This is a genomic window from Sneathiella chungangensis (genome assembly GCF_009882935.1).
GTDB classification, from domain to species: domain Bacteria; phylum Pseudomonadota; class Alphaproteobacteria; order Sneathiellales; family Sneathiellaceae; genus Sneathiella; species Sneathiella chungangensis.
Genome location: NZ_WTVA01000004.1, coordinates 174,614 through 198,299 on the forward strand (window position 1 = coordinate 174,614; position 23,686 = coordinate 198,299).

General features: G+C 47.7%; 19 protein-coding genes and 2 pseudogenes. 13 read left to right on the forward strand and 8 right to left on the reverse strand.

Going from position 1 to position 23,686, the window contains the following annotated elements; all coding sequences use genetic code 11:
- Nucleotide 1: 1 nt before the first annotated feature.
- The 3 genes from GQF03_RS10120 to GQF03_RS10130 all read left to right on the forward strand — a co-directional run bounded on the left by GQF03_RS10120 (nucleotide 2) and on the right by GQF03_RS10130 (nucleotide 4,419).
- The gene (locus GQF03_RS10120; RefSeq protein ID WP_161339158.1) at nucleotides 2-1,240 is read left to right on the forward strand and encodes a thiolase family protein; all 1,239 of its coding nucleotides are present in this window, start codon (nucleotides 2-4) and stop codon (nucleotides 1,238-1,240) included.
- A 21-nt stretch (nucleotides 1,241-1,261) separates the two neighbouring features.
- Nucleotides 1,262-2,812: a class I adenylate-forming enzyme family protein gene (locus tag GQF03_RS10125; RefSeq protein WP_161339159.1), complete on the forward strand. Its 1,551-nt coding sequence runs from the start codon at nucleotides 1,262-1,264 to the stop codon at nucleotides 2,810-2,812.
- 71 nt (nucleotides 2,813-2,883) lie between these two features.
- Nucleotides 2,884-4,419 (forward strand): AMP-binding protein, encoded by a 1,536-nt coding sequence (locus GQF03_RS10130; RefSeq protein ID WP_161339160.1) that lies wholly within the window; start codon nucleotides 2,884-2,886, stop codon nucleotides 4,417-4,419.
- Between the two features lie 425 nt (nucleotides 4,420-4,844).
- Here GQF03_RS10130 and GQF03_RS18665 read toward each other — a convergent pair whose 3' ends face one another.
- The gene (locus GQF03_RS18665) at nucleotides 4,845-5,165 is read right to left on the reverse strand and encodes a hypothetical protein (protein WP_162858458.1); all 321 of its coding nucleotides are present in this window, start codon (nucleotides 5,163-5,165) and stop codon (nucleotides 4,845-4,847) included.
- On the opposite strand from GQF03_RS18665, the gene GQF03_RS10135 reads away from it, so the two are divergent.
- Nucleotides 5,128-5,961, forward strand: a complete 834-nt coding sequence (locus GQF03_RS10135; RefSeq protein WP_240958684.1) for an IclR family transcriptional regulator — start codon at nucleotides 5,128-5,130, stop codon at nucleotides 5,959-5,961. The genes GQF03_RS18665 and GQF03_RS10135 overlap by 38 nt on opposite strands.
- Before the next feature lie 34 nt (nucleotides 5,962-5,995).
- Here the strand turns inward: GQF03_RS10135 and GQF03_RS10140 are convergent, their stop codons facing one another.
- The 3 genes from GQF03_RS10140 to GQF03_RS10150 form a co-directional block, all read right to left on the reverse strand.
- Complete coding sequence (locus GQF03_RS10140) at nucleotides 5,996-7,282, reverse strand: TRAP transporter large permease (protein ID WP_161339162.1); 1,287 nt, start codon at nucleotides 7,280-7,282, stop codon at nucleotides 5,996-5,998.
- Entirely contained in the window at nucleotides 7,279-7,794 is a 516-nt protein-coding gene (locus tag GQF03_RS10145; RefSeq protein ID WP_161339163.1) for a TRAP transporter small permease, read from the reverse strand. The genes GQF03_RS10140 and GQF03_RS10145 overlap by 4 nt, the downstream gene beginning before the upstream one ends.
- A gap of 171 nt (nucleotides 7,795-7,965) precedes the next feature.
- Nucleotides 7,966-9,093 carry a TRAP transporter substrate-binding protein gene (locus tag GQF03_RS10150; protein ID WP_161339164.1) on the reverse strand — a complete coding sequence of 376 codons (1,128 nt, stop codon included), beginning with the start codon at nucleotides 9,091-9,093 and terminating at the stop codon, nucleotides 7,966-7,968.
- A gap of 549 nt (nucleotides 9,094-9,642) precedes the next feature.
- On the opposite strand from GQF03_RS10150, the gene GQF03_RS10155 reads away from it, so the two are divergent.
- From GQF03_RS10155 to GQF03_RS10195, 9 genes are all read left to right on the forward strand, one after another.
- A complete protein-coding gene (locus GQF03_RS10155; protein WP_161339165.1) occupies nucleotides 9,643-10,806 on the forward strand; it encodes an acyl-CoA dehydrogenase family protein in 1,164 nt (387 codons plus the stop codon).
- A gap of 12 nt (nucleotides 10,807-10,818) precedes the next feature.
- Nucleotides 10,819-11,697: an HpcH/HpaI aldolase/citrate lyase family protein gene (locus GQF03_RS10160; protein ID WP_161339166.1), complete on the forward strand. Its 879-nt coding sequence runs from the start codon at nucleotides 10,819-10,821 to the stop codon at nucleotides 11,695-11,697.
- 6 nt (nucleotides 11,698-11,703) lie between these two features.
- Nucleotides 11,704-12,210: a MaoC family dehydratase gene (locus GQF03_RS10165; protein WP_161339167.1), complete on the forward strand. Its 507-nt coding sequence runs from the start codon at nucleotides 11,704-11,706 to the stop codon at nucleotides 12,208-12,210.
- Nucleotides 12,207-14,174, forward strand: a complete 1,968-nt coding sequence (locus tag GQF03_RS10170) for an AMP-binding protein (RefSeq protein WP_161339168.1) — start codon at nucleotides 12,207-12,209, stop codon at nucleotides 14,172-14,174. Before GQF03_RS10165 ends, GQF03_RS10170 begins: the two co-directional genes overlap by 4 nt.
- A 4-nt stretch (nucleotides 14,175-14,178) precedes the next feature.
- On the forward strand, nucleotides 14,179-15,399 hold the full coding sequence (locus GQF03_RS10175) for a CaiB/BaiF CoA transferase family protein (protein WP_206376162.1): 1,221 nt from the start codon (nucleotides 14,179-14,181) through the stop codon (nucleotides 15,397-15,399).
- Between the two features lie 29 nt (nucleotides 15,400-15,428).
- Nucleotides 15,429-16,238, forward strand: coding sequence for an enoyl-CoA hydratase/isomerase family protein (locus GQF03_RS10180; protein ID WP_161339170.1), 810 nt, complete (start codon nucleotides 15,429-15,431; stop codon nucleotides 16,236-16,238).
- 88 nt (nucleotides 16,239-16,326) lie between these two features.
- Complete coding sequence (locus tag GQF03_RS10185) at nucleotides 16,327-17,439, forward strand: CaiB/BaiF CoA transferase family protein (protein WP_161339171.1); 1,113 nt, start codon at nucleotides 16,327-16,329, stop codon at nucleotides 17,437-17,439.
- Nucleotides 17,440-17,460: 21 nt separating this feature from the next.
- On the forward strand, nucleotides 17,461-18,678 hold the full coding sequence (locus GQF03_RS10190; RefSeq protein WP_161339172.1) for a CaiB/BaiF CoA transferase family protein: 1,218 nt from the start codon (nucleotides 17,461-17,463) through the stop codon (nucleotides 18,676-18,678).
- Between the two features lie 39 nt (nucleotides 18,679-18,717).
- Complete coding sequence (locus GQF03_RS10195) at nucleotides 18,718-19,503, forward strand: SDR family oxidoreductase (RefSeq protein ID WP_161339173.1); 786 nt, start codon at nucleotides 18,718-18,720, stop codon at nucleotides 19,501-19,503.
- Nucleotides 19,504-19,707: 204 nt separating this feature from the next.
- Here GQF03_RS10195 and GQF03_RS10200 read toward each other — a convergent pair whose 3' ends face one another.
- The 4 genes and pseudogenes from GQF03_RS10200 to GQF03_RS18895 form a co-directional block, all read right to left on the reverse strand.
- Nucleotides 19,708-21,090, reverse strand: a complete 1,383-nt coding sequence (locus GQF03_RS10200; RefSeq protein ID WP_241691218.1) for a recombinase family protein — start codon at nucleotides 21,088-21,090, stop codon at nucleotides 19,708-19,710.
- 57 nt (nucleotides 21,091-21,147) lie between these two features.
- Nucleotides 21,148-21,846: an IS6 family transposase gene (locus GQF03_RS10205; RefSeq protein WP_206376154.1), complete on the reverse strand. Its 699-nt coding sequence runs from the start codon at nucleotides 21,844-21,846 to the stop codon at nucleotides 21,148-21,150.
- Between the two features lie 780 nt (nucleotides 21,847-22,626).
- Nucleotides 22,627-23,321, reverse strand: a pseudogene (locus GQF03_RS10210) (IS6 family transposase).
- A 113-nt stretch (nucleotides 23,322-23,434) separates the two neighbouring features.
- Nucleotides 23,435-23,623, reverse strand: a pseudogene (locus tag GQF03_RS18895) (IS6 family transposase); the annotation flags it as partial.
- Nucleotides 23,624-23,686 lie beyond the last annotated feature (63 nt).

Here is a 23,686-nt window from a genome sequence, read left to right on the forward strand (position 1 = left end):
AATGTCAGATGTATATATCATTGGAATAGGGATGTCGCAGTTTGGGAAGTTCTTGAACCGTTCCGTCAAGGACATGACTGCTGAAGTAGTTGAAGAGGCTCTGAAAGACTCCGGTCTGGAACGAGAGAATATTCAAGCGGCATTTTTTGCAAACGCCTCCCAGGCGGCAGTTGAGGCGCAGTATCTGGTGCCGGGGCAGATTGCCTTGCGTTCTGCTGGGTTCGAAGGGATTCCGATTACCAATATCGAGAATGCCTGCGCCAGTGCGAGTACTGCCCTCAACTCAGCCTGTGCCTTTGTCCAGTCCGGGCAGGGCGATATCGCGCTTGCAATTGGAACCGACAAGATGAACTCGACGGACCGTGCCCGCTCCTTTGCGGTTTTCGACGGTGGGTGGGATGTCCATACGGCTGACGAATCCATTGCCCGGTTACAGGCTATGTCAAAAGACTTGCCGTTGCCGCCAGAAGCGGAAGATAACGGCGGACAACGCAGCGTCTTTATGGATGTCTATGCATCTCTGGCGCGTAATCATATGAACGCATTCGGGATAACACAAGCCCAGATTGCGGCCGCTTGTGCAAAAAACCATACTCATTCCCAATATAACCCCAAGGCGCAATATCAAAACAAGATGACAGTGGAAGAAGTACTGCGGGACCGACCCGTTGCCTGGCCGCTGACACTTGCCATGTGCGCCCCGATTAGTGATGGCGCTGCAGCGGCTATTGTGGTTTCGGAAGAAAAAGCGCGCCAGATCGGCATGGGACGTGCCGTAAGGATCGCGGCGTCTGTCCTCCGGTCGGGCACAAACCGCAAGCATGACGAATTCAACAAGCAGATCACCCATCTGGCCGCAAATGCCGCCTATGAAAAGGCGGGTCTGTCCCCGAAAGATATGGACGTAGCGGAAGTCCATGACGCAACGGCTTTTGCGGAGCTGCTTCAGGTTGAAGCTTTGGGATTCTGTGAGTTTGGGGAAGGCGGCCGCCTGTCCGAGGAAGGTCATACGACAGTTGGCGGGCGCATTCCTGTCAATCCCTCCGGGGGCTTGGAGTCCCGTGGTCATCCCATTGGGGCAACCGGCCTCGCGCAGGTTTATGAACTCGTAACCCAACTGCGCGGGGAGGCGGGCCCTCGTCAGGTGGAGGGAGCGCGGACAGCCATAGCCGAAAACGGAGGTGGGTTCCTGGGCTATGAAGAAGCCGCTGCCTGCATCACCATATTGCAGAAGAATTAATCGAAGACGGGAAAAACAGTCATGCGCGTAATAGACTATTTCGATCGTGGTGTTGCGCTGGATCCGGAACGGACTTGCCTGAAGGACAGCCGTATTTCTCGAAGCTATGCGGATGTGCAGGAGCGAAATTACAGGATTGCTAATGCTCTTATTCGGATGGTCGTAAAGCCTCAGGCGAAAGGCGCTGTTTTCAGTTCCAATGCCGTGCCGGCATTTGAATGTTGCCTTGGTATGTTACGCGCGGGCGTCGTATGGGTCCCACTCAACGCGAAAAATGAAGTCAAGGAAAACGCCTATATCCTCGATAACTGCGATGTCGAAGTTCTTTTCTATCATAGTGAATTTGAGGAAAAAGCCGGAGAATTTGCCAAGCTTTGCCCGAAAATCCGGCATTTCATCTGTATCGATAAGTCGGGTGGTCGCGGCGTCTATCTGGAAGACTTGATAGAAGGCGAGGAGAGCACCGATCCGGATATCCCGAGTGATCAGGACACATTAGCCTCTATCTTTTCATCTGGCGGAACAACAGGCCTTCCCAAGGGTGTGCTTTGGAGCAATCGTATTTGGGATGCCATGATTACGGCTTTCTATACTACGATGCCTATGAAGAAACCGCCGGTTCATCTGGTCGTTGCCCCGATGTCCCATGCGGCAGGTGTCCTCGCTATTCTCTCTATGGCGAATGGCGGAACTCAGGTAATTCTTCCGCAGTTTGATGCGGAAATGGTTGCGAAGACAATCGAGAGCGAAGGCGTCACACATCTCTTCCTTCCGCCGACGGCAATTTACATGCTACTCGCGTATCCGGACGTGAAGAAATATGAATACAGCAGTCTGGAGCATTTTATCTACGCGGCGGCACCCATGTCAGTTGATAAGTTGAAGGAATGTCTGGATATCTTTGGTCCGGTCATGAGCCAGTCATTCGGGCAAGCTGAGGCACCGATGTTTTGCACCTATTTATCACCTCAAGATCACCTTGTAATAGGAAGTAATACAAAGGAAAAGCGTCTGGCGAGTTGCGGGCGCCAAACCCTGCAGACCCGTGTCCGGATCATGGATGATGAGGGCAATCTCCTGCCGCCGAATGAGCGCGGGGAAATTGTCGTTAAAGGCAATCTGGTGATGACAGGCTATTATAAAAATCCAGAAGCAACTGCGGAGGTTTCCACATTCGATTGGCACCATACCGGCGATATCGGATATATCGACGAAGACGGGTATGTGTACATTGTCGACCGGAAGAAAGACATGATCATTACCGGTGGTTTCAATGTTTACCCGAGTGAGATCGAGCAAGTGATTTGGGGGCATCCTTCCGTTCAGGATTGTGCGGTGGTAGGCGTACCCGACGAAAAATGGGGTGAAGCCGTGAAGGCGGTGATTGAGTTGAAACCAGGCTGCACGCTTGAGGAAGAGGAAATTATTAACCTCTGCAAGAAAAATCTTGGCAGTGTTAAGGCTCCGAAGTCCGTCGAAATCTGGAAAAGTCTACCCCGCACACCGGTTGGAAAAGTGCGCAAGAAGGATATTCGTACGAGCTACTGGACGGACAAGGAGCGGGCGATCTAGCTTCCCCAGGCGCGTGCGGCCTGAGGGAACAAATAACCCTGAAAAAGCAAAAAGAATGGGGAAATGATGTAATGAATATTTCCAGCTTTTTACCCAGCGTTGCCAATGTTCATGGCGACAAGCCGGCTGTCTCTCTCGGAACGAAGCGATTGCATACCTACCGCGCGTTCTCGGATCGTGTCACCGGCCTCGCCGGAGCGTTACGTGGCGAACTTAGGTTAAGCGTGGGTGATCGCGTTGGTCTTGCGATGACGAATACACCGCAATATCTTGAAATTTTGGTTGCCTGTTGGCATGCGGGGCTCTGTGTTGTGCCGATGAACTCAAAACTTCATCCAAAGGAGTTCTCCTACATCTTGGATCATGCCGGCGTTAAAATCTGCTTTGTCACTGAAAACCTGACGGAGGGCGTTAGCGAGTCCCTTGGTACGGTCGATGGATTTAAACAGGTTATCTGTGTTAATGATGATGAATATGAAACTCTGATCAAACACGCGCCTATCAACAAGGTTGATGTCTCTGCCACGGATCCAGCGTGGATATTCTATACCAGCGGAACAACTGGACGCCCAAAGGGGGCAACACTCACCCATCAAACCTTGCTCGCTATGACATTGCGATACTACGCGGATATAGATCAACCTTCACCGGAGGATAACTATTTCCACACGGCTCCGATGTCTCATGCGGATGGTCTTTACGCCCTTCCGCATCTAATAAAGGCATCACATCATATCGTGCCGGAAAGCGGTGGATTTGATGTGGCGGAGATTTTCGGCCTTCTTGAAACCTATAAGAACGCAACCTTCATGGCTGCGCCGACGATGCTGACGCGGATGACGAATCATCCGAAGGCAAGCGAAGCCAGGTCCGAGAATATCAAGACAATCTATTATGGCGGGGCCCCTATGTATCTGGAGGATACGAAACGCGCCATTGCCACATTCGGACCCTGTTTTGTGCAGATTTTCGGACAGGGCGAATCGCCGAACACTGGCACTAGTCTCAGCAAGGAATTGCATGCAGACTATGATAACCCGAAATATGAAAAGCGACTTTCAAGTGTTGGTTTGCCGCGCACAGGGGTGGAAGTCAGAATTGTCGACGAAGAGGACAATGAAGTTCCGACCGGAGAAATTGGCGAGATTGTCTTAAAAAGTGATGTCGTCATGGCGGGTTACTGGAATGATCCGGAGGCTACGAGCCGGACAATCAGAAATGGATGGCTCCATACAGGAGATGTCGGATTTTTGGATGAAGACGGATTTCTCACCCTGAAGGACCGCTCCAAAGATATGATAATTAGCGGTGGAACCAATATATATCCGCGTGAGATTGAAGAAGTGCTGCTCATGGACAGCCGCCTGGAAGAGGTGTCTGTAATCGGCCGTCCTGAGGCGGACTGGGGCGAGGAAGTCGTTGCCTTTGTCGTGCTGAGGGAAGGAGCATCCATTACAACGGAAGAACTCGAGAATCTTTGCCTGAATAATATTGCCAGGTTCAAGCGGCCCAAGGAGTATTTTTTCGTCGATCAATTGCCAAAAAGTAATTACGGGAAGATCCTGAAAACTGAGCTCAGAAAGCACTTTCACCTGAAAAATTCATAAGTGCCTGACAACATAAAATTTCCGGGATGATCGCTAATTTTGTTTCCCTGTTTAAAAAAATCTCCCTGATACATGTCTAATTTTCCCTGTTAACTTTTTTAGGGAATAAGGAAAAACAATAATGAGAATAGAGAGTTATCACGTATTCTAAGAGGAATTTACGTTGAAATAGCTAAATTCCCCGTATTTTCCCTGTTTATCAGGGAAATAGGTGGAGACGGGTTCGCTTCTGACTGCTACCTCCACCACTCATTCAGAGGCGAACCCTGGTCCAATCCAGGTTCGCCCCTGAACGCCGCAGTTCCGGGGCCTTTGGTGATACCCTCCGTGAACAGAGACACATCAATAGGAGCATTAAAGCCGTAAATCGGCATTCGTCTCTGTCGCCCTGTTTCAGGGTCCAGTCCATGGTATATTAAGATAGTCTATTGATGGAAACCGAGATGCTTTCGCTGCTCATTCCAGTCGGTTGGAAGAGGGTTTATTCTCTTGAGGGACCTAACAGTCAGCGTCTCGGGCTGGCGGCCTGCAAGAATTCCCTCAATGATGGAGGGCGCCAGGCATACAATCATAAGTGCTAGAGAGATTTTGGTGTCGTCCTCTTTTTGGGCAATTGTCCCGAATAGTTTGGTTATTTCATTATAATGGTTTTTCTCTGACAACACCGCCCGCTTCCTGATAGAATACCCGAGATTTAAACCAATATTAATGAGAAATTCAGTGGCGCTATCTTCAAAGGTTACCAAGAAAAAATCTAAGCCATCTCCAGCTTACCAGGGGCCGCGTTCTACTCTCAGGACATTGCAACTAATAGAGAGAATATCGGCTCAGCCCGAGGCTACCACGTTGGCTCAGTTAAGTCAGGACCTGGAGATGCCTAAGAGCAGTCTGTTGGGATTACTTCGCGCTTTAACACAACATGGATATCTTCAACATGAATCCAACAATTATACGCTTGGGCCTGCGGCTCATCGACTTGCGATGGCCATAATACCGAACCTGTCGCTCCCTAAAGTGGCTAGACCTATCATGCGTGATCTTTCTGTTGAAACGGGGGAAACGGTAGTCCTGGCAGTACTAGATGATGAGTTGCGGCGCGTTGTTTATGTGGATAAGACGGAAAGTACCAGCGCGATACGTTATACTGTTCCGATTGGGACAAGTCGGCCACTTTATTGTAGTGCAGCTGGCCGGATATTATTGGCTTTTCAATCTCCTCAGTGGATTTTGGATTATCTTTCCACAGCGCCTTTTGAGAAACTTACTCAGAATACTGTGACAAATGTCGAAGACCTAAAATCTATCATAATGCAGGTAAAGAAAGACAAATTTTCAACTACCTTCGGAGAAACTTCCGAAGATGTCGCGGGCTTTTCTGCAGCAGTATTTGATATTGACTTGAAAATTGCCTTCGCTTTGAATATTGGAGCTCCATTGGAGAGGGGCCGCAAAAACTCGGCTTTATATATCGATGCAATACAACAGGCCGCAGAGAAGCTTTCTTTACGACTGGGGTCGGTTAATACAAATAAGGGAGCCTGAGTAACTTTATAGGCCACAAACGGAGCAGAGGAAGTTAATGCATTTGATCCGGTAACCATAGTGTTAGCTCGGGTAAGAGCAGCAAAATAGCGATGGCTACAATATGCGCGATGACATGTGGGAATGTTCCCATAAAGACATCCAGCAACGAGGTATCTGAATATTTAGCTACAACAAAACAATTCAGTCCAAAAGGTGGAGTGACCATACCAATTTCTGCACAAACTATTATTATAACGCCTAGCCACACGAGATCGAAACCAAGTGATGCCACAACCGGAGCAACAATTGGAACTGTTAGAACAAGAATTGCCATTTGGTCCAAGAAGCAGCCAAGTGCTATATAGATCAAAACTAAAACAATCAGAATCATCCATGGGTCTAATGGCAGGCTTCCTACCCAACCTACGAGATTTTGGGTAGTTTGTGTGAGAGCAAAGAAAACCGAGAAAATATGAGCTCCAAGCATAATGATTGCGAGCATACATGTGGTTTTAACGGCTCGGGATATGAGTGAATATACTTCACCTGGGGTCCTTTTGCCTCTAGTAAAGTAGATGATGGCTGAAACGAGTGCTCCCAAAGCGGCCGCTTCAGTAGGTGTGGCAATACCGGTATAGATAACTCCGGTTACGGATAAGAACAACACCAAGATTGGTCCGACTTTTCGTAGTGTAGAAATCTTTTCACGCAAAGGCACACGTGCGCCTAGCGGCGCACGTTTAGGATCTTGCCACGCCAAAAGATACGTTGTGATCATGATCGTCATCATTATCAGAATCCCCGGACCGACACCGGCTATCAGGAGTTTGGCGATGTTGACGTCTGCAAGAAGGCCATAAACCACCATTGCAATACTCGGTGGGATGAGCATGGCAAGTGTCCCTGAAACCGCGACTACTCCGGCGGCCATTCGAGGTTCATAACCACGTTTCCTCATAGCAGGCAGAGATGTTGAGGAGAGCGTTGCGGCCGCCGCAGTTGACGAGCCGCATATAGCGCCGAATCCAGCGCCTGCAAGCGCGGTGGCCATCCCAAGTCCTCCTCGTACTCGCCCGAACCAGGCGGCAGCTGAGTTAAACAGATCGTCTGCGATTCCAGAACGAAGTACGAATTCAGCCATTAGCAGGAACATCGGGATCGTAACAAACTCGAATGTCATAGCTGTATCACGGGGCATGCTAGACAATATAGCGATAGCCGCTGAAGTTCCGCCGACCCAATATAATCCAATCATGCCTGAAATGGCTAATGCAAAGCCTATAGGGATTCCAAAAACCAAAAGGACTAGTAGCAGAAGTGAAATTACTGTGGCGATCATTCTACAGCCTCGTCCTCAAGACAGACATAATTATCTCGTCCGAATTTAACCAACATATAAAGGTGATGAATGAATCTTAAGCAGAGTATTCCTGCACCGATTGCAATTGGCAGATATGAGAGCCAGCCAGGCCACATAATATATCCGGGCAGAAATTCGTTGCGAAAAAAACCGTCGATAGCATGTGACGTCGCTCCGTAAGCGATTATAAAAAATGCTATAGCTGCGAGCGTTGTACCCATGAATTCTGAAATAGCTTTCATGCGATCAGGAAGATGGGCGCTGATCAGTGTAATCCTGATATGATCACCCGAACGAAAAGTAGGCGACAAGGCGAAATATATCAGAATGCTCATGATATAGTATGTAGCAAGATCGGCGGCCCATTGAATTGGCGAATTTATACTGTATCGGAGCACCGCGTCGAGGCTGATCACAATCATGAGGATTATCATGGCCCCTATTGTTATTGTGAGCGCCACTTGTTCTAGCCGCCTGATGATCGATTCCATCTTTGCTCCCTGCTCGTGGTAAAAGAGAGATTTCTTGTTCACCACTTTTTCTTTTTTTAATTCACTAAGACTTTGATAATGCCGCCCTCAATTGAGGGCGGCAAGAGTCTTTGCTCGGTTGATTGATCTTCAAATTTAGTTACTTATTCAATCAACATTTTTTGAACAGGACTACTGGGAGGAGTTTGCTTGTTGGAATGCTTTGAGGACTTCTTTCCCCTTTTTCCCAACGCCATTCATCTCATTAGCCCAGTCTGCTGCAACACTTTCGACTTGCTGATGCCATTCGGCTATCTCCTCAGCAGTGAGCGTCTTGGGCTTTAATTTTCCGGAGGAGACAAGTTTATTGCGGACTTTCTTTTCATCTTCGTCCATCCATTTACAAAGCCGCTTTTGCGTCATCTCGGCTGCGTTCGTCATGACCTTTTGTGTTTCCGCCGACAGCGTGTTCCATTTTTTTTCTGTCATTGCAATGATGATGCCGGCGGAACCAAGTTGAGGGCCCTCCACCATATAGTTCAAGACTTGATCCAAGCTGTATTGTTCGAGAGCGTTAAGAGTAAACAAGGCTCCGTCAACCGTTCCACGTGAAACAGCATCATAAAGTTCTGGTGAAGAAGCGCGAACAGGAACGGCGTTCAGCGCGTGCATGGTCTTGTTCATTGCGCTGCCGTTAGCTCGTATTTTCAGTCCATCAAGATCTTCAATTTTGGAAACTTCCTTCGAGGAAGTAAGAATGCGATAAGGAATTAATACGGCAGCAAAAAGAGGATACAATCCAAGTGGTTTTAATTCTTCTTCGTACAAAATTCCACCGGGCTTGGCAATCTCCCAAAACTTGGATGTTCCTTCGCAAGAATCGGCGTACATCCCCGGTAATTCCGATACTGTTGACAAGGGCATTTTGTCCGAAGAATAAGAAGGAATAATCAAGGCAAGGTCGGCCAGGCCTGAATTTAGGACGGCCAAATTGTCTTTTCCGAGCTGGGCGGCTGGGTAGACTTCAAACGCTACGTTACCGTTCGTGCCAGCGGTTACCTCTTCAGTAAAAATTTTGGCGCCTTCAGTCCACAAATAATGTGTTGCGGGAAGCACATATGCGTATTTCAGTGTTTGCTGTTCTTGAGCGGCCGCGCTGGACATTGTTGTCAAACATGCCGCGACAAACGCCAATGCTTTGCCGGCTTTTCCAGCTCTCGACCAAAAGGTCTCCGATTTCGGGCGTGAGAGATGTAAATTTCTCGTATTGCCCTCCATTGGCAAGTGTGTCCAGGTGTTATTTCGACGCTTCTGTATCATTATTTTTCCCCTCGCTCTTAGTTCATAATTTAGAACGCTATTCAAAAAAAATATATTTGTCAATTTTTTTGGCCAAATTTTAATGGCGTAATCCTGATTTGTTTGAGTGTATCTAGTAACTAGTACAATTACCTGATACTGGACAATCTGAAGCATTGATAACTCGGTATTTTATCTAACATAAAGAAATATATAATATTATTAACTTAAATCTTGCTTTCTTGCGTGAGTGTCAGATTGAAATGATTTTCAACTACGATTGAGCGGAATTAATTTTTTTGAAGATTCGCTATTCAAAATAGCGCTTTTTTTCTCAGTCCGGAAGTTTATGCATGATCACCCCTAATGGGCTGAAGCGGCGAGAGCTGAATATAAGCCAAATAGCATAATGTAGGCCGGAATTCTGCACTTTCTGTGTGTTTGAGATTGCGGCTGGATTTCATAACTCCACCTCCATTCTATTTTTATGTAATTCGGTTTACATAAATTTTTCGTATTGACGTTCTAAAAATAGAATTGTATTCGATAAATAGAACAATGGAGGAATTGATGGATTTCCAGTTTGATGAGCGATTTGAGGATCTGCAACGCCAGATTTATTCGCTGTGTGAGGGATTTGATGATCAGTATTGGCTTGATCGGGATAATGACGGCCGTTTTCCGGAGGAGTTTTATCAGGAAGTGGCCCAAAACGGTTGGCTAGGGATTGCTATGCCGGAAGCTTACGGTGGAGCCGGGCTGGGAATATCTGAAGCGGCTGCAATTTTGCAGGTTGTTGCGGAAAGAGGCGGATTAAGCGCAACTTCTGCAATTCACATGAATATTTTCGGATTGCATCCTGTAGTTGTGTTCGGTACCGACGAACAGAAATCCCGAATGTTGACTCCGCTTATCAAAGGGGAAACAAAAGCTTGTTTCGCCGTGACAGAGCCTACGACTGGCCTGAATACGACGAAATTGAAAACCAAAGCTACACGACGCGGCGACACCTATTACATTTCGGGGCAGAAGGTGTGGATATCCACTGCTCAAGTAGCAGATCATATGTTGATCATTGCGCGAACCACGCCATTGGAGGATGTCAAAAGACCAACTGAGGGTCTGACTCTGTTCTACACAAAACTCGATCGAAACTATGTCGATGTCAGAGATATTCCGAAGATGGGTCGAAAAGCAGTCGACTCGAATGAATTATTTATAAACGACCTCCCTGTTCCAGCCGAAGATATGATTGGAGAAGAAGGTCGCGGTTTTGAATGTATTCTCCATGGTATGAATCCGGAGCGAATTCTGGTTTCGGCGGAGGCCGTCGGCGTGGGCAGATCGGCTTTGTCGCGTGCCGCTAACTATGCGCGAGAACGTATCGTATTTGACCGCCCAATTGGCCAGAACCAAGGAATTCAACATCCTCTTGCTAAATCATGGATTGAGCTTGAGGCAGCCCATTTGATGGCATTTCGTGCAGCCCAACTATATGACAGTGGTCTGCCATGCGGTCCCGAAGCCAATGCCGCGAAATACTTTGCGTCAGAAGCAGCCTTTAAAGCATGTGAGAATGCGTTCTTTACTCATGGCGGATTTGGATATGCCAAAGAGTTTCATATTGAAAGATTGCTGCGCGAGATCATGATTTTCCGCGTAGCTCCGATTAGTCCGCAACTAATTTTGTGCAGTATCGCAGAGAAAAAGCTCGGCCTGCCAAAATCTTACTAGGGGACTCTTGATATGGATCCGATACGATCAATGCTCTTTATCCCGGCAAACAAGCCTACCTGGATTGAGCGCTCTCCGACATTTGGGGCAGATGCAGTAATTCTTGACCTTGAGGACAGTGTGCCAACTAAGGATAAGGAGCTTGCGCGGGAAAATTCTGCCTCAATGATACCGTCACTGACGGACGCCGGTCAGCGGGTTTATATCCGTATTAACCGCTCAAATTATATGTATGATTTTGATGATATCCTCGCCCTGACCTGTCCGGGAGTTGAAGGGCTTATGCTTCCGAAAGTCAGCGGAATCGATGATATATCGTTAGTAGATGCGCTTATAGGTGAAGCTGAATTCCGGAAAGGGCTGAAACCCGGTTCGATTGCGTTGGCGCCGGTATTGGAAACAGCGTCGGCAATTATAAAAGCATATGAAATCGCATCACATCCCCGAGTGGCGCTGGTAGTTGCTGCGAGTGCAAAGAATGGAGATGTCGCAAGATCTCTGGGATTTCAGTGGACTATAGAAGGCACAGAAACACTTTATATGCGGTCCAGTTCCATCTCTGCCGCACGCGCCGCAGGGAAGGTTGCAATTGGTGGATTGTGGCAAGACGTCCACGATATGGCTGGACTCGAAAAATGGGTTAAAGGAAACCGGCAACTCGGTTTTCATGGGGAACTTGCCCTGCATCCATCGAATGTAGCTGTAATTAACGATATCTATACGCCCTCAGACACTGAGATCGCCTACTACTCAAGAATGATAGCTGCCTTCGAAGCCGCACAGAGGGATGGGCGCGGTGCCTTGATGTTTGAGGGAGATCATATTGATCTGGCCCACATCGAAACGGCCCGCAGCATAATTTCACTCAACCAAAAAATCAAAAGCAAGTGAGGAACCATGTCAAACGCACATCATTCTGGTCGATACTATGAGGAGCTTATCATTGGCGACACCTACCAACATTCAATTCGTCGCACAGTAACGGAAACGGACAATCTTCTGTTTACAGCGCTTACGCATAATACTCAGCCCCTTCATCTCGACGAGGAGTTCGCAAAAGGAGAGCTATTTGGGACTCGCGTCGTCAACAGTATCTATACCTTGGGGTTCGCGGTTGGTGTGGGTGTCACAGAGCTAACACTTGGAACCACCCTCGGAAATCTCGGATTTGGCCGGATTGATTTCCCTAAACCTGTTCGTATTGGCGATACCTTGCGTGCTGAGACGACAGTGGTCGAAAAAAGGGATTCAAAATCAAGATCGGACGCGGGTATCGTCGAGTTTGAAACCCGAGGCTATAACCAGCGTGACGAAGTTGTTGTGATCGCTCGCAGAAAGGCATTCATGAAGAAATCTCCAAGCCAGAGAAGAACAAATTCGGCTAAGGAGGAGACTCAAAAATGACTTCAGATGTTGTTTGGCGCCCAAATGCAGAAATTATTTCAAATAGTAATCTTGTTGCATTTATGGAGCGCCATGGCATCGGCAATTATGCTGAATTGCAACAGAAAGCTGAGCTAGAGCCAGAATGGTTCTGGGAAGCGATTCTCGAAAATATCGACTTTCAGGCTCCATATAAAGAATTGCGAGATGAACGACGAGGGCCGGAGTTTACTTCGTGGTGTATTGGAGGAAAGGCAAATATCGCTCAAAATTGCCTTGCTCGCCATAAGCATACGCCCATTTGGGAATCTGATGCCATCGTCTACGAAAAGGAAGACGGGAGTACTCAGACATGGACGTATCAACGGCTTTCCGATGAGGTTGATGCTCTTGCAAATGGCTTGCGGGAAATTGGGTGTTCCCGGGGTGACGTAATCGGGCTTTATCTTCCTAATTTGCCAGAGGCATTCGCAGCCTTTCTGGCAACAGCAAAAATTGGTGCGATTGTGCTGCCGCTTTTTTCCGGGTTTGGTGCAGCCGCTCTTACGGATCGTCTTAAAGATGCGGGTGCTAGTGCCATCATAACCGTCGATGGAACCATTCGGCGTGGGCGTCTCGTCGAAATGAAGTCCGTTGTTGACGAGGTGGCAACGAATCTCCCTCAACTTGAAAGAGTAATTGTGCTCAAGCGGGCGATCTGCGCCGGAGTGGAGACCTATGATCGAGATTATAACTATGACGAACTGATCGCTAAGGGTACAGGGGCGAGCCATATCGAGGAGACAAACGCGGATGACCCGCTGATGCTCATGTATACTTCCGGCACTACCGGAAAGCCTAAGGGAACGGTTCATACACATGTCGGATTTCTAGCCAAGCTAATACTGGATATGGGGCTAATGCTTGATCTCAAATCGACAGACAGGTTGCTCTGGATAAGCGATATGGGATGGCTTGTAGGACCCTTGATTGCTGTTGGCGCAACTAATTCCGGAGCAACAACTCTTATCGTTGAAGGCGGACCTGACTTTCCAGATGCAGGACGCATGTGGCGTCTTATTGATGAACATCAAATTTCATTTCTGGGGTTGGCGCCGACGATTGCCCGCTCATTTATGAAAGCAGATGGCGCTGGTGTTGAAGATAGAAAACTATCGTCTCTCCGGGTTTTGGTTTCTACTGGAGAGGCATGGACTGCGGATGCGTGGAATTGGGTTTTCGACAAAGTCTGTCGTCGCCGGATACCAATCCTAAACTATTCGGGCGGAACTGAAGTCGGTGGCGGGATACTTGTGGGTACGGTCCTCCACGCTATGAAGCCTTGTGCTTTCACTACAGCTATACCAGGCATGCAGGCTGACATTGTCGACGAGACCGGAAAGTCTGTACCTGACAATGTTGTAGGAGAACTCGTTCTACGTGGGTCTTCTATGGGGCTTAGCCGAAGCTTGTGGCAGGATGATCACCGCTATTTAGAGAGTTACTGGCAAGATTTTCCTGGCTTGTGGCGTCAAGGCGACTGGGCAGTTAGAGATGACGAGGGCTTCTGGTTCATTCTTGGCCGATCTGATGATACCTTAAAAATAGCCGGAAAACGCACCGGACCGGCCGAGATTGAGGGATTGCTCGCCGGTACCGGTATGGTTGCCGAAGCCGCAGTTATCGGAATACCTCATTCCGTCAAGGGGCAAAGTGTAGGCTGCGTCGTCGTGTTGATGCCGGATTGTTCCTGGAATAAAGACCTGATGGACGTTTTGGAAGCCGCGGTTGTTGAGGGTCTGGGAGCGCCTTATCGCCCTTCTTTTATTCTTCCGGTAGCGGATCTCCCGAAAACTCGGAACATGAAGGTAATGCGTCGTATGGTGAGAGCCGCCTGTCTTCGAGAGAACCCCGGGGACACGTCTTCACTAATTAATCCGGAAGCAGTTGAAGAAATAAAAGACGCTGTCAAAAACGCCGGACTAACAAAAATCATAAATGGATAGCTTCATGATTAAGCGATTTAGTCCTCTTGCAGGACTTAAAGTAATTGATTTGTCTAAAGTACTCGCTGGTCCAGTTTGCACTCAATATCTGGGTGATCTCGGGGCAGACGTGATCAAAATTGAACCGTGTGAAGGTGGAGATGATACACGTAGCTGGCCCCCCATAGACGGGTATGATGGTGCCGTATTTCTGAGTTGTAACAGAAACAAAAGAAGCTTGGCACTGGATTTGAAGACAGGCCCGGGCAAGAAAATTCTAAGGAAACTTGTTGCGAAGAGCGATATCTTTGTTGAAAGCTTCAGAACGGGCGTAACGCAGCGTCTTGGCATAGATTACGACTCAATGAAGCAGATCAAGCCCGATCTTATCTATGCGAGTATATCCGGATTTGGTCGTAGTGGTCCTTTGGCGAACTCACCCGGATATGATGTTATGATACAGGCATTTAGCGGTATCATGAGCATTACCGGCGAGAAAGGAGGAGCACCGGCAAGAAGTGCTTTTTCTCCTCTGGATCAAACTACCGGTATTCATACGGCTCTTGGCATATTGGCGGCCCTCCGCCACCGTGACCAAACCGGTCAGGGGCAGCTAATAGAAACCTCTCTGTATGAGACGGCCCTTTCGTTTCTTTCATATACTGCGCAGGGGTATTGGACGGATGGGCGTGTGCCAGAGCGCGCCGGGTCTGGTCATGACTCTCTTTGCCCCTATCAAGCATTCATTGCGAGTGACGGTTATATTTTGATCGCTTGCGGAAACGACAAGCTATGGCAGAAGCTGTGCAAGGCGTTAGGCTTTGACGATATTGCTAGTGACCCTAGATATGCAACAAACGTTGCGCGTGTGGCTCGTTTTGATGAAACGGTTCGATTGGTTGCTGATGAGATTGTTAAAAAGACTGTTTCAGAGTGGACGGAGATATTATCTGACGCCGGAGTACCAAATTCTCCTATTCATAATGTAAGTGAGGCACTCCAACATCCCCAAGCCGTGGCTCGTGAAATGATCGAGAATCTCCCTCATCCAGCGGCCGGTAACGTAAAGGGGATTTCCATGCCTGTTTTGTTTGCAGGGTATAGCAGACGACCTCGTTCTGCTCCTCCATTGCTTGGAGAAAACAGTGTTGAGATTCTGCGTGAAATCGAGGTGAGTGAGGAGGAAACGAATACATTACTTGCCCACGGCATCATTCGCGTGACTGAAGCAAATTCAGAAATCTAGAAATAAAAAACTTGAAAGGGAATTAAACAATGAGAATAGACTATGAAGCATACAATCAGCTTGCGTTTGACCGACCCGGGGATCGCATACTGAGAATAACTCTCAATCGTCCGGAAAGTTTAAACTCGTTAGATGCGGAAGGGCATGCCGAGATTACTGAGATTTGGCGAGATATTGATGCCGACCCGGATATCAGCGCGGTAATTCTGAGGGGTGCGGGCAAGGGTTTTTCTGCCGGTGGAGATTTCTCGATGATTGAGGAAATTATATCGGATTACGATGCGCGAGTTCGCGTTTGGAAAGAAGCCAGGGACCTAGTTTACAATATCATCAATTGCAACAAACCAATTGTTTCTGCAATGCATGGTCCGGCGGTCGGTGCAGGACTTGTTGCGGGACTTTTATCCGATATTTCGATTGTGACACCCACAACAAAAATAATTGACGGACATACTCGGCTTGGCGTTGCAGCAGGCGACCATGCGGCGATTATTTGGCCCCTCCTTTGTGGAATGGCACGAGCTAAATATCATTTGCTTTTATGTGAGCCAATGAATGGACAAGAAGCTGCCGATGCCGGGTTGGTCTCACTTTGTGTGCCAGAAGAAGAGCTTGAGAAAAAATCAATTGAAATCGCAACTCGCCTCGTAAATGGAGCGCCGAGTGCTATCCGTTGGACAAAATATTCTCTTAATAATTGGCTGCGTATGGCCGGCCCCTCATATGATACCTCCACTGCATTGGAGATGTTGGGATTCACTGGGCCGGAGGCTCGTGAAGGTGTGGCTTCACATCGTGAGAAGCGAACTCCTGTATTTCCCAGGCATTCTTCCGCGTAATTAGATATTTGCGGTAACTAAAACTGCTGAATTTCAGATGAAATTCAGCAGATTATTGCCAAGTAAGATAAGAAGGAAGGGGCGTTAAATGAATGCCAGTAAGGATGAAGGGCTTGTTTGTCCATCTGATTTACCATTGGCCGGACTTAGGGTACTTGATTTTACCTGGCTTCTGCCCGGACCGTTTGCGACATTGTTGCTAGCCGATCTCGGAGCGGATGTCATTAAAGTCGAGCGGCCTGGAAGCGGTGATTACCTACGGAATATTCTCCCTGCCATGTTTGAGCATATTAATCGAGGTAAACGGAGCATCACAATTGATTTAAAAGATTCAGATGCGCACTCTGATTTGTTGAAGCTTGTCTCATCATCGGATGTGGTCCTTGAAGGGTTTCGTCCCGGAGTAGCTGACAGGATTGGAATTGGATATGATGCCTTGTCGGCAGTTCGATCGGATCTCATCTATGTTTCGATTTCAGGATATGGGCAGACAGGTCCATACAAAGCTTTGCCCGGGCATGACATTAATTATCTAGCGATGTCGGGGGCGCTTTTTGTGCCTGCATCCTGGAATGAAAAGCCTCATCGAAGTGGATTGCCTGTTGCTGACCTTACTGCGGCTTTATATGCGACCGTGAATATTTCAGCTGCAGTCCGTAAGCGCGACAAAACTGGAAAAGGAAGCCGTATCGACCTGTCGATTGCCGAAGCGGCATTGCATTGGTCGGAAGTTCGAATGGCGGGTGTCGATTCAGACAAACCAACTTGGCATCATATTCATCCTGCTAACGACGTGTTCGAAACGAAGGATGGAAGAGAACTATCCATAGCTTTAGTGGAAGAAAAGTTTTTTTTAAGTTTTTGCGCCGCTATTGATCGACATGATTTACATAATCGATTTGAATCTGTTGAACAAATCACAAAGGATCACTCTGCAGCTGCTGCGCTTCACGCAGAGCTGGTACACATTTTTAAGCAGCATAGTCTTGAGGAGTGGGTGAAAACACTTGGCCAGTCTGATGTACCTTTTGCGCCCGTGAGCAATCCGAACGAAGTCCGTCAGAACCAGCACTTGAATGCCCGAGGATTATTTGACAACACGTTTATGTCAATACCGGGCGGATTGGGGACTCGAAAAGACATGAGTGCCGCGCCGGAAATTGGCGAACACACGCATGAAATACTCTCGGAGTTAAAATGACACAATTAGTAGGCAGAAACCATGGCTCATGATGAAACAAGACCTCTTAGCGGCATTAAGGTGCTGGATTTTTCAAAATTCATCGCTGGCCCTATTTGTACGCAATATCTCGGTGCCATGGGGGCGGATATCATAAAAGTTGAAGATCCGGACGGAGGTGATGGAGCGCGTTCCATTCCACCATTCGTTGGTGATGATGGGGCGACCTACTTGGCCATGAACGCCAATAAGCGGAGTATTTCGGTCAATCTAAAATCGCAAGCCGGCCTCGACATTATTCTGAAAATGGTGCCGGAAGTCGACGTTGTTGTAGAAAGCTTGGCACCTAATGTAGCAGATCGTCTCGGTATTGGTGCGGATGCCCTCAGGGCAATAAACCCAAAGCTTATCTATTGTTCGATTTCCGGGTTTGGCAAGAATGGCCCCTTAGGCGATCAACCTGGTTATGAAGTAATGATGCAAGCTTTCAGCGGGTTGATGTCCGTTACTGGGGAGCCTAATTCCGGACCGCTTCGCATAGCTTTCTCGCCGCTCGACCAGACGACTGGACTGCATGCATTGACGGGCGTTCTTGCAGCTCTGCGGCAACGCGATTTAACTGGCGTCGGTAGTGAAATAGAAGTTTCCTTATTCGAGACCGCTATCGCTTTGCTTGGATGGCATGCACAGAGCTATTGGATCGACGGTGTGCCGCCAAAACGAGTGGGTTCTGGACATGCTACCCTCGTCCCTTATGGCAGCTTTCGTGCTCAGGACGGCGACGTTCTGATTGCAATAGGAAGTGATAATCTATGGCGCAAATTTTGTACAGCCGCCGATTTGAATGCGGCGAAAGATGATCCACGCTATGCCAAAAATGCGGGTCGCGTAGCGTTAGCCGATGAAGTTAATAGGTTGGTACAGGATCGAATCTCTGAAAAATCCATTGCGGATTGGACTGAGGTTTTTACGGAACATCGGATTCCCTTTGCACCGGTAAATGATCTTCCTACCGTGCTTAATCATCCGCAACTTGCTGCGCAAGGCCTCGTAGATGAATTTAAGCATGCTGTTGGCGGCGATATGCGTGCAGTGGGACATCCGGTAACATTTAAAGGTCTTTCCCGATCCATTTTAAAACCTCCCCCCTTACTTGGCGAGCATACTGATGAGGTTTTGATGAGTTTGGGATACTCCAAGGCGGAGGTTGAAGCACTGGCTGAACAGGGAGCTATTAGTTCAGAGATAGAAAATAAATAGTCACAGGAAGTTATCTCACAATAACAATGGAGTTAAGTAGTGAAAAGTGAAGAACTAAAAGGAAAAGTCGCACTTATTACAGCGGGTACTTCAGGTGTGGGACTTAGGGTGGCCGAGCAGCTTGCTGAGGCTGGTGCAATGGTAATTGTGAATGGTCGTACGAAAGAAGGGGGTGAGAAGGCGCTTAAAAGGCTTGAGCCAATTTCCCCAAAAGTGAGATTTATTGCTGGCGATGTATCCAATTATAACAGTATTAAGTCTGTAGTCGATCAAATCGATCAGGAATACGGCTGTCTGGATATTCTTGTTAGCGCTGGTGCGCCGGGTTTGCCAGGACCAATGCCGTTTTCTGCTATGACACCTGAGCAACTCGAACAGGGATTCGTGACCAGAATATTCCCTCGAATTTTTCCTGTACATACTGCCATTCCGGCCCTAAGCAAATCAAAGGAGGCATCTGTTGTCATGCTTACAACAGATGCAGCGCGGCATCCGACTCCTGGAGAAACCGTCGTCGGGGCAGTTGGCGCTGCCGTCATGCTTGCTACCAAGGCGTTGGCGAAAGAGTTGTCATCAATTGGAATTCGCGTTAATGCCGTAGCGATGACAATTACGTCGGATACGCCCTCTTGGGATAGGGCTTTTGGTTCAGAGAGTTTTCAAAACAAGCTTTTCTCGAAAGCAGTTTCCCGCTTTCCACAAGGTCGCCCTCCCAATGCAAGCGAGGTAGCAGACGCTATATCATTCTTGCTGTCTACACGAGCTACTCAAATTACCGGTCAGACAATAAGTGTGAATGGCGGGCTATCTTATGGCGGCTGGTGAAGAGCCGCAGTGCAAAACGAAATTTATCACGTCAAGTTTTGTAAATGCGTGTATGCATAAGTAGAAAAATATATTCATATGATCGCAAAACACCTAGCTGATCCAGAATGAAATAGCAAAAGACAGCAGTATTATCCCTATTAAACAATAAAGGCAGCGATGATGATCCCAGTTAGGAGACTATTCCATATGATATAAAATAATCTATTGATGGAAACCGAGCCGTTTTCGCTGCTCATTCCAGTCGGTTGGAAGAGGGCTTAATCTTTTAAGGGATCTAACCGTTAACGTCTCCGGCTGGCGGCCTTTAAGAATATCTTCAATGATAGAAGGCGCCAGGAAAGCGAGGGGGAGCATTCGGGTAATTTCCGTATCAAAGATCTTTTCGCGAATGGCGATTTCCTTGACTGATTTGACCTCTCCAGACGCCAGCTGATCAAACCAGTTTCTTGCCGTTGCAATCAGCCGACAGAGATCCGGATCAGGTTGACGAGCTTTGGTCGCACTTTCGATTATCAGCTTCGTCTCCATACCTTGGCGCTGCATAGTGACGGTATGGTTCAGGGTAATGATGTCGTTACGACTATCAGTCGGGATCGCCTCAATTATTTCCAACAAGTTGAACAAGGCATTGCGGCTTAAATCAAAGGAGATGGTGTCGGTGGAAAAGCCGACCCTGTGAATGATTGTCCGCAAAATAGATTGTTGATACTCGATATTCTCGTCAATCAATTCGCCTGCCAGTTCGTCCGCCTTGACTTTCAGTATTTCCAAGAGAGAAGGAGCGCGATTGGCAAGTTCGAGTAAATCCATCAGCCTCTGTCTGTCTTGAAGCAGGTTATGGATAAGCCCGATAACCATTGACTCCACAGTCTGCGCAGGCAGTCGCCATCCATTGCTATCGGACTTCGGATGGGACACCAGCTTCTTTGAGATATAATAGCGATATCTCTTGCCATTCTTGCTGGCCTGAGCTTGATAGAGCGGTTCTCCCTCTTCGTCAAAGACCAGCCCCGTCAGCAGAAACGGTGCTTTCACATTTGTCGGCGAAGACCGCTCCCGGCGATTGCTGCTCATCATATGCTGAACCTGGTCCCAGGTCTCCTGATCGATGATAGCCTCATGCTGACCAGAGTAGGTTTCTCCTTTATGTGGGATCAATCCTATGTAAAGCGGGTTTGACAGCAATCGATACAGGTTACCCCGCAAGAAGGGCTTGCCGCCTGTAACAGATTCATCCTTTCGGATAATTTTCTTGGTAACAATGCCGAGACGGTCTGCCTCTGCTTTTAAAAGCCGTACTGTTCCGAGTTCGATATAGAGATCGAACAATAATCTTACTGTTGCGGCTTCCTCCTTATTGATCACCAGCTTGCGATCCACGACATCGTAACCTAGCGGCAGATTGCCGCCCATCCACATGCCTTTCTTTTTGGAGGCCGCGATTTTATCCCTAATTCTTTCCGCCGTGACCTCCCGTTCAAACTGGGCAAAGGAGAGAAGTACATTCAATGTCAGCCGTCCCATATAGGAGGTGGTATTGAATGCCTGCGTCACCGAGACAAAGGAAACATCATGTTGATCCAGCTTCTGGCATTGTCAGAGGAAAGTGACTAGGCGCAATAAAGAAGAAAGGTGGTATCTTTATGCAGCGAGTTGCCGCCACTCCATAAGGGCCGCTTCACGTTGTAACTCGAAGTTTTTGCGGCTATTGAGATGAGGCTCGTGATTGAAATGATTATAAACTGATGAGTGAATTGAGATAAATTTCTGTAGCGATTTCATGCTTCGGAATTTGGTCATCGCTCGTTCTCGTCGTCGGAACGGTTGATGCGAATTCTCTGCTCGATTATTGATCCATCGCCCCGTTTCCTGGCGGGTCTTGTTGCCGATCGCTTTCATCGCAGTTCTGTAGGAACGAAGCTTATCCGTCACGATTATTCGCGGATTGCCATATTTCTTCATGGCTTTTTTCAAAAACTTAAGTGCAGCTTTACGATCCCGCCTCTTGGTGACAAAGGACTCGAGAACTTCTCCTTCATGATCAACGGCTCGCCAAAGGTAATGGATTTCACCGTTGATCCGGACGAAGCCTTCATCAAGATGCCATCTCCATTGAGATCCTATTCGCATAGATGCGGATCTTGTCTTTCTGATTTCTGCAGCAAACACTGGTCCGAACCGATTCCACCAGGCGCGCACCGTCTCATAGCTAACGTCGATACCCCGTTCATGCAGAAGATCTTCAACCTGACGCAGTGACAACGGATATCGAACATACATCATCACGGCCAGGCGGATGATTTCCGGTGAGGTCTTGAAATAGCGGAATGTATTTTTCATGAGCAGATCGTAAATCCAGCCTCGTCACAGCTCAAGCCGTTTTCCTCTGACAATGCCTCCTGGTGCCTTGTCACGGCGATAGCAGCCCTCGGGATCAAAACATCATTAAAGGACATGTTGACCATCGGCTATCAGCCAATGCTTCTAATAACACTGGAAACACTGTTCATCGCCGCATAGGTTCTTATCGGCGGCGCCTATCTACTAACGTGATTTGTGGTAATGAAGCTTTGTTATAGTAATGATGTTCTGTGAATATATCAATCGGATGTAGTTCCCTGTTCTCAATTATTAATTCCCTAATCGGAAATTAATTTTCCCTGTTAAATTTCTTTGGGAAATTCTGAAAACATTAATAAAAATTGCGATTTACGGCGGTGCGTTGGTTGATTTAGGGTAAATTTCGTCAAGAATCCCAGTATTTTCCCTGTTTAACAGGGAAAATTGTAGAGACGGGTTCGCATGAGACTACTAACACCACCACTAATACTGAGGCGAACCTGGATCCAGTCCAGGTTCGCCCCTGAACCCCGCAGTACCGGGGCCTTCGGGGCTATCCGGTGATGGCAGAGACTCTCCATGGTAGCCTCATTCTGTAAATTTTCCCCTTCGTCTCTGCCGCCCTGTTTCAGGGTCCAGTTCATGGGATATTACGATGGACTATTGATGGAAACCGAGGCGCTTTTGCTGCTCTTTCCAGTCGGTTGGGAGGGGACTTGTTCTTTTGAGGGTGTTGTCACATTAACGTGCTTAAAGCGCAGAGAAAGGTCATGGCACTATTTATGCGGCAGCGCTTGCAGTTTCCCAAACGCCATATGCTGCAGCGCGACTTTCCTTTAAATGAGATCGGTATAATAGGTGGCGTTGGAGAAAAAAGTTATTGTAAGCGGCTGATTGAACATTAAGGAAATTCTGAGCAGATCCTGGTGACTTAAACTTCTGCATTTTTCGTTCTCTTCTCCTTACCGGGAGATGTGAATTTTCCGCCCGATTGTTCTCTCTTTTGTTATCAATGTGCTCAACTTTCAAGCCTAGAATTCGAAACGCTTTATGATAGGATTACAGCTTGTCTGTGACGATTTGCGTTGGCGCAAAACCCTGCTTCTTCAATAATTTTCTCATCAGTTTCAAGGCAGCTTTGGCATTTCGCCTTGGTTGTACAAGGAAATCCAGCACTTCGCCTTCACTATCAACAGCACGCCAAAGGAAATGCCGCGTTCCTCGAATAACAATAACCATTTCATCCAGATGCCAAATATCGTTCGGAGTAGGGCGGCAAGATCTCAGATTTCTGGCGATTGGTCCGCCAAACTTTAGAAACGTCTTCGAACGGTTTCATAAGAAATATCTAGACCTCGTTCCGCGAGCAAATCTTCAATATCCCGATAGCTCAGTGTAAATCAGGCGTAAAGCCAAACAGCGTGTTGAATTATGTGCGGTGGAAAACGATGGCGCTGGTAGGAAATATTTTTCATCGAAGAAGACTAGTTCAACGCCGGATTATTTTCCACGAAGTTAATGTGACAATACCATCCAGATTCCATCTCTACTGAGATCCTATTCGCATCGATGCTGAACTGGCCTTTTCAATTTCTGCTGCAAATATGGGACCGAACCGATTCCACCGGAAACGCACCGTCTCGTAGCTAACGTTGATACCTCGTTCATGCAGAAGATCTTCAACCCGTCGCAGTGATAGTCGATAACGGATATACATCATCACGGCCAAGCGGATGATTCCATGTGAGGTTTTGAAGTATCGGAATGGATTTTTCATGAGATGACCGTAAAAACAGCCTCAACACGGCCCAAGTGATTTTACTCTGACAGCACCCTTTGG